The sequence below is a fragment of the Pseudenhygromyxa sp. WMMC2535 genome, from assembly GCF_011083025.2.
In genome coordinates this window covers 5,822,295-5,828,978 of sequence record NZ_JABJWV010000001.1, presented here as the reverse complement: position 1 = coordinate 5,828,978, position 6,684 = coordinate 5,822,295, and the positions used below count along the sequence as shown (strand labels likewise).

Annotated in this window: 5 protein-coding genes; 3 read left to right on the top strand and 2 right to left on the bottom strand. The window is 70.8% G+C overall.

Annotated features, from left to right (window positions below; translation table 11 throughout):
* Positions 1 to 121: 121 nt before the first annotated feature.
* The gene (locus tag G6O69_RS22845; protein ID WP_172305630.1) at positions 122 to 1,948 is read left to right on the top strand and encodes an MBL fold metallo-hydrolase; all 1,827 of its coding nucleotides are present in this window, start codon (positions 122 to 124) and stop codon (positions 1,946 to 1,948) included.
* 2 nt (positions 1,949 to 1,950) lie between these two features.
* On the opposite strand, the gene G6O69_RS22840 is transcribed toward G6O69_RS22845, so the two are convergent.
* Positions 1,951 to 2,496: a hypothetical protein gene (locus G6O69_RS22840; RefSeq protein ID WP_172305629.1), complete on the bottom strand. Its 546-nt coding sequence runs from the start codon at positions 2,494 to 2,496 to the stop codon at positions 1,951 to 1,953.
* Positions 2,493 to 4,247, bottom strand: coding sequence for a hypothetical protein (locus G6O69_RS22835; RefSeq protein WP_172305628.1), 1,755 nt, complete (start codon positions 4,245 to 4,247; stop codon positions 2,493 to 2,495). The genes G6O69_RS22840 and G6O69_RS22835 overlap by 4 nt, the downstream gene beginning before the upstream one ends.
* A 169-nt stretch (positions 4,248 to 4,416) precedes the next feature.
* On the opposite strand from G6O69_RS22835, the gene G6O69_RS22830 reads away from it, so the two are divergent.
* Both G6O69_RS22830 and G6O69_RS22825 read left to right on the top strand, forming a co-directional pair.
* Positions 4,417 to 5,520: a radical SAM protein gene (locus G6O69_RS22830; RefSeq protein WP_172305627.1), complete on the top strand. Its 1,104-nt coding sequence runs from the start codon at positions 4,417 to 4,419 to the stop codon at positions 5,518 to 5,520.
* Positions 5,517 to 6,500: a hypothetical protein gene (locus G6O69_RS22825; protein WP_172305626.1), complete on the top strand. Its 984-nt coding sequence runs from the start codon at positions 5,517 to 5,519 to the stop codon at positions 6,498 to 6,500. The genes G6O69_RS22830 and G6O69_RS22825 overlap by 4 nt, the downstream gene beginning before the upstream one ends.
* Positions 6,501 to 6,684: the final 184 nt, after the last annotated feature.

Here is a 6,684-nt window from a genome sequence, read left to right as displayed (position 1 = left end):
CCAGCGCACACATCGCGCGGTGCGCCCTCTCCCACCACCTTCACCCCTCGACGACCGCCCACTCTCCACCATGAGCTACATGCGTCCTTTGGGGCGCGCCAACATCGATAGGTTCAGCGAAATGCAGATCAAGCTCAAATACCACGACTTCTCGTTCATCGAATACGAGATCAACGGCACAACAGTCTTCATCGACCCCTGCTTTTCTCGCTATGACAAGGGCGACTGGGTCGAGAACGAGCCCGTCCGCCCCTGCGACATCGTGGCGGTCACCTCGGGCGACTTCGATCATTACCTGGACACCCTCGACGTCATGGAGGACAGCGCCGCGCTGATGCTCGGCAGCAAGCGGATGTGCAAGGCCGTGGCCGACAAGCTCGACCTCCCCAGCCAGCGCTTCGTCGCCCTCGACGACGGGGAGGCGGCCAAGGGCCCCGACTTCCGCATCGAGGGCTACCAGGTCTTCCCCGACCGCTTCCGCGACATGGCCAAGGACTTCTCGCGCAGGCCCTTCGACCTGCCCAAGTTCATGATCAACTACTACAAGGGCCGGCCCAACGACCCCGGCCGGGCCTACGTGATCGAGATCGGCGAGCGCCGCCTGATCCACCTGGGCAGCGCGCTCAACGAGAAGGTCAAGTGGAAGGACGTCCGCGCCATCGACGAGCAGTCCGTCGACCCGATCCTCGTGGTCGGCTGCCTGCTCGAGAACACCGACACGATCATCCGCGCGATCCGGATCTTCGATCCCTCGGAGGTCTACCTCTACCTGCCCCGCGAGGTGTTCTACCAGCGCCTCGATCTCGACCGCGACTCCATCGAGGAGTGCGCCAGGAAGATCAAGTACGCCGTCGGCGACAAGGTCGAGATCGTCTGCCTCGGCCTGGGCACGACCGAGACCATCGACATGAGCCCGCGCGAGCGCAAGCAGATCACGTGGAGCATGCGCCAGCAGATGGTCACGCTCTCGCTGCTCTCCTACGTGGGCGTGGCCTCGATCAAGGGCAACCCCAAGCGCCTCTCGGAGCTGATCCAGGGCTTCCTCGACAAGTACGAGGGGGTCATGGGCGACTGGAAATTCGTGTGGGGCCCCGGCGTCTCGCAGAGCATGTTCGCCGACGAGCACGTGTTCTTCGTGGTCCAAAACACCAAGCGGCCCAACGAGGTCACGATCGTGATCCGCGGGACCAACCCGCTGGCGCTCGAGAACGTCATCGTCGAGGTCAACGGCTTCATGGAGCAGGTCGACTGGGCCTACGGCAAGCCGGGCGAGGACGAGGGCACCCCGCGCATCGCCAAGGGCGTGCAGGTGGGCATCAGCGCCCTGCTCAACCTCGTCCCCGACGAGGGCCTGCCCGGCGCTGGCCTGACCATCCTCCAGTATCTCAAGCGGATCGAGGACGCCAGCCCCGAGCCCGTCCACGTCATCGTCACCGGCCACAGCCTCGGGGGGACCTTGTCTTCGACCCTCGCGCTGCTCCTGCAAAACGCCCTCGAGGACGAGGAGGTCGCCAAGAAGATCGACCTGCGCCTCGACAAGCGCAGCAAGGTCTCGTGCTACCCGATCGCCGGCTTCTCCGCGGGGAACCCCGACTTCGCGATGTACTCGGACAAGCGCCTCGAGAACACCGACCGGATCTGGAACGACCTCGACGCGGTCCCCTTCATGTACTCGGCCCAGGACCTCGCCCAGGTCCCGCGCCTCTTCGAGCCCGAGATCGACTCGATGGTGATGAAGGTCGGCGTGAACAGCACGATCCAGAAGCTCAGTGACGCCAACTTGGTCTACGAGCAGATCATGCGCCACCAAGAGGCGATCCCCGGCTCGGTCAGCACGACCAGCAGCGGCTTCATCGCCGAGATGCTGTGGCAGCACACCGAGGGCTATATCGAGGCCCTCGATCTCGAGGACTACGTCCACCTGCTCGAGCTGCTCAACGCCAAGTAGCTCTAACCCTCGCCTTCGTTGGCCCGGACCCGCTCGGCGATCGCGGTGATCACCGCCGAGAGCTCGCGCGGGTCCGGCTTGGGCACCATCGGGTTCGGCCGGTCGTAGTAGATGTCCCAGCGCTCGGTGTGCATGGGCGCGAGGCGCTCGTCGCTGCCGCGCGCGCGCAGCCACACGCGAAAGCGCTGGCCCTCGCGCAGGGTCAGCACACCGATGCTGCCGTCGTCGAGGGGGCCCTCGACGCGCTCCACCTCCCAGCCATGGCCGAGGTCCTCTCCGGGCGCGAGGCCGCCGAGCAGGGCCCTGGCCGCGGGCAGATAGGGCGGCGGCGGCGGTGGGGGCGGCGGCTCGTAGCGCTGCGCCGACTCGTCTCGCTGGCGCCTGAGGCTCAGCTCGACGTCGAGGCTGACCATCACCCAGCGACCCAGGGCGACCAGGCTGATCAGCATGGCGACGCCGGCGATCCAGCGATCCTTGGGCCGCGTCGCGGGCGGCGTTGGTGTCGGCGCCGGCGTCGGCTCGCTGCTAGCCGTGGTCGCGCGGCTCACGGTTCGCGCTCCTCTCCCGCGTCCGGGTTCGCTTCTGCTGGGGGCGCCCCGCCCTCGGCGTCCTCCGGCAGGCGGACGAGCCGGGCGATCACCAGCTCGCCCTCGCCGACCTCCACGGCCACGGACATGCGTGGACGCCAGCGCTCGAGGTCGATGGTCCGACCCAGGCGATCGTCGTCTTCGAAGATCACGATGGTCCCCACCGGCCAGTCGAGAGGGTCCTGGCGCGTGAGCACCGGGCGACCGTAGAAGTGCTCGTCCATGGCCGTGAGCAGCGCGCGATCCTGGCCGACCTCGCGGTCGAAGAGCGCGCCGAGTTCGAAGGCCATGTCCTCCTGGAAGAGGATGTGAACGCGCTGCGGCCGAGCGAGGAGGTCGCGGTGCTCGAGCCAGGCCTTGGCCAGGCGCGAGTTCGTGAGCACGGCGACCTCGTCCCCCGCCTCCGGGCCTTCGCGTAGCCACCACGCCTCGAGGGCGTCGAGCTGGGCCCGCGGAGGCTCGAGCCAGCTCGGCCCGCGCCAACGCGGGAAGCTGAGCACGGTCACGGCGATCCACAGGCCCGCGGCCAGGCGTGACCAGCCGAGCCGCGACAGGCCCATGACCCCCGCCCAGGTCGCGACCATCGGCAGCAACAACCTGCTGGGCTCGTCGCCGAGGGTCGCCACCCCCAGGAGCGTCGCCGCGGCCAGGGCGACCAGGCTCGCGACGCCGCCGTCGCGCGCGTCGGCGCCCGCCAAGCCGTGCGCACAGTCGCTGTGGCGGCCGATCAGCAGCGCGAGCGCCGGCAGCCCGACCAGCAAGTAGCGCGGCGAGGCGTCGAAGTTGAACAGGCCGATCATCGGGAAGCCGCGGATCATCAGCAAGAACAGGCCCAGGCCGACCGCGAGCGCGCGCTCCTCTCGGCCCAGCGCCCGCGGGCGCAGCAGCACGATCAGCCCGACCGCCGGGGTCAGACACATCAGCGCCGTGGCCGTCTCGCCCAGGCGCGCGAGCAGCTCTCCAGCCTGGACCCAGCCGGCGTTGGGTGTCGGGCGCATCAGCGTCGGCGGATAGTGGAGCATCCACAGCAGGTCGCGGTGATAGAGCGAGCCCGCCAGCGCGTAGATCCCAGGGACGAGGGCCATGCCCACGAGCGGCCGCCAGTCCCGGGCGAGGGCGCGCTCGAGGGCGATCGCCACGAGCAGCGGGGCGACCTCCGAGCGCACCAGGAGCATCGCGCTGAGCACGGCCCCGCCGGCCAGGCCGCGCTCCTTGACCCACAAAAGGTACATGCCCAAGAGCAGCCCGATCGCCGCGTCGGTGTTCGAGTGGCCGCCCGGGGCCGTGAACAGCATCAGGGGCGAGCTCGCCATGATCAGCGCGGGGACCACGAAGGTCCGCACGCCCAGGCGCTGGGCGATCGCCGCGGCCAGGGGGATCCCCGCGGCCGCGACCAGCACGTGCATCACCGCGAAGGCCTCGAAGCCGAGGGGCGCGACCGGGGCATAGCAGAGCGCGAGCACCGGCCGGAGCTTCTGGAAAAAGAGCCCGGGGATCGGCGCCGCACCCAGGATGCTCGCGTAGTGCCAGGTCAGCACGCCCTCGTCGTGGAGGGCCCGCCCGCTGATCACCGCCTCGACGCCGACGGCGACGAAGATCGCCGTCAGCACCCAGACAGCGCGCCAGTCTGCGAGCAGCGCCAGCCCTGGGGGCGATGTCGCGCCCCCTTCGCGGCCCCGCTCGCGGCCCTGCTCACGCGCCCTCATCGGCATCGGCGGCGATGGTAACCGACCCCAGGCGCTCGAGATCCACCCCTGGCGCTCGCCTGCGCCCCTGCGAGCGTCGCGTCACCAGAGCGCGCGCTCCCGAGGCTGTGTCGCTTTCGCCCTCGAAGGCGGCGCTCAGCGACGCGCTCGCGGGCCTCGGGCTATGCTCCAGGCCGTGCCGGCTCCTCCCACCGGATCGCTCCAGCGCCTGCGCAAGCGCGCCGAGCTCGTCGCGCGGCTGAGCGAGACCTGGCTGCACCGCCTCGACTCCCCCAACCGCGTGGTCTTCGACGTCACCCGCCGCTGCAACCTGCGCTGTAGCATGTGCAGGACCTGGGAGGACCCGCGCCGCGACGAGCTCTCGGTCCCCGAGATCGCGGACATCATGCGTCAGCTCCCGCGCCTGACCTGGCTCGACGTCACCGGCGGCGAGCCCTTCTTGCGCAAGGACGCCAAGCAGCTGCTGCTGACCATCGCCGACACGACGCCGGCGCTGACCGTGCTGCACTTCCCCACCAACGGCTGGTTTCACGCGCGCATCGTCGACACCTGCCGGGCCATCGTCGCGCGCCGGCCCGAGCTCCAGCTGATCGTCACCGTCAGCATCGACGGCCCGCCCGAGGTCCACGATCGCATCCGCGGTCGCGCGGGCGCCTTCGACCGGGCGCTCGAGACCTTCGCGGTCCTGCGCGCCATGCCGGGCGTCGACGTGTTCCTGGGCACGACCTTGACCCCCGAGAGCGAGCCCAGCCTCGCCGCCCTCGAGGCCCTGCTGCGCGCGCGCTTCCCCGACTTTCACGCCCGCGAGTGGCACTGGAACCGGCTGCAGATCTCCCAGCACTTCTTCGCCAACGCCGACCTCGCGGGCGCCGAGCCGCGCCGCCCCGGCCTGGCCCGCGAGCACCTCGCCCGCCGCGGGGCGCCGCGCTCCTTCGTCGACGCCATGGAGCTGGCCTTCCTGATCAACCTCGAGTTCTACCAGCGCGGCGAGGCCTCGGGGATCGGCTGCGAGTCCCTGCGCAGCACCGCCTTCATCTCGCCCGAGGGCGAGCTCTACCCCTGCCACGTCTGGGACCGGCCGCTGGGCAACCTGCGCGAGCGCAGCTTCGCCGAGCTGTGGCACGACCGCCGGACCCTGGCCGCCCGCGCCGAGGTCGAGCGCCTCGCCTGTGGCGGCTGCTTCACCCCCTGCGAGGCCTACCCCGCCCTCGCCGGCAACCCCGGGCAGACGATCCGCCAGACCGCCAAGCGATCCCTGCGCCTGGTCCTCGCCCCATGACCGCGCCAAGCCGCCGCGCCGATCCCGAGCGCGCCCTCGATTGGCTCTCGGCCCTCGCCCTTCGCCACGGCGGCGCGCTGCCCTCGTGGCAAAACCCCGCGCACCCCGGCTACGCCTACCCGGAGGCCGCCGGCCTCGCGCTCACGGCCCTCGCCCAGCCGCGCCCCCGAGATCCTGCCGTCGAGCCCATGGCCCGCTGGCTGCTCACCCAGGTCGACGCGCGCGGCCTCGTCGGTCGCGGCGGCGTCGCCTATGTGTTCGACACGGCCATGGCCCTGACCGGTCTGCTGTGCGCGCGGCGAGCCGGCGTCGCCCTCGATCCCGCCGCGCTCGCGCCGATGCTCGAGGCGATCTTGGCAGCCATCGCCGACCGCCGCGCCTGCGACGACCCCCAGGCTCCGCCGCGCTGGAGCACGCGCTGGTCCTGCCACCAGCTCAAGCTCGCGTGGTCGCTGATCGCCTGGGACGAGGACATCGGCGATGCCCGCGTGGCGCCGGCCCTCGCCGCGCTGAGCGAGCTCGCGGCCCTCGAGCACGACGGCCGCTTCGCCCTGCGCCCCGACGACGCGCGCAGCTACGTCCACGCCAGCTGCTACGCCCTCGAGGGCAGCTTGGCCCTCGTCCGCCGAGGCATCGACGTCGCGACCAACCGCGCGCGCCTGCGCCGTGGGGCCGACTGGCTGACCTCGATCCAGGCCGAGGACGGCAGCTTGCCGTGCTGGATCGGCGAGGGCAGCGAGGTCGAGCGCCGACCCAGCGACGTGATCGCCCAGGCGTTGCGGATCTGGGCCGTGGTCGACCCCGGCCGCCACGCCGAGCCCATCGCCCGAGCCCGCGCCGCCCTCGCTCGCCGCCAGCACCCCAGCGGTGGCCTGCGCTACCTGGAGGCCAGCGACGACGTCAACAGCTGGTGCAGCGCCTTCGCCAGCCAGGCGCTGCGCTGGGCCGAGGATGAGGCGCGCGACACCTCGCTGTGCTGAGCAGCCGCCCGCTCATGCACTGCCATCTTCGCGCGCGCCAATTATTTTCGCGCGTCTCGCATCGCCTCCTACGTCGGCCTCGTCATGGATCAGCACGACTTCCCCGTGCACCTCGTCCTCGTCTGTCTCGACCCTTAAGTGTCCCAAGGTCTGGCCGATCTACGCCTCGACTCTGCCCTCTCCA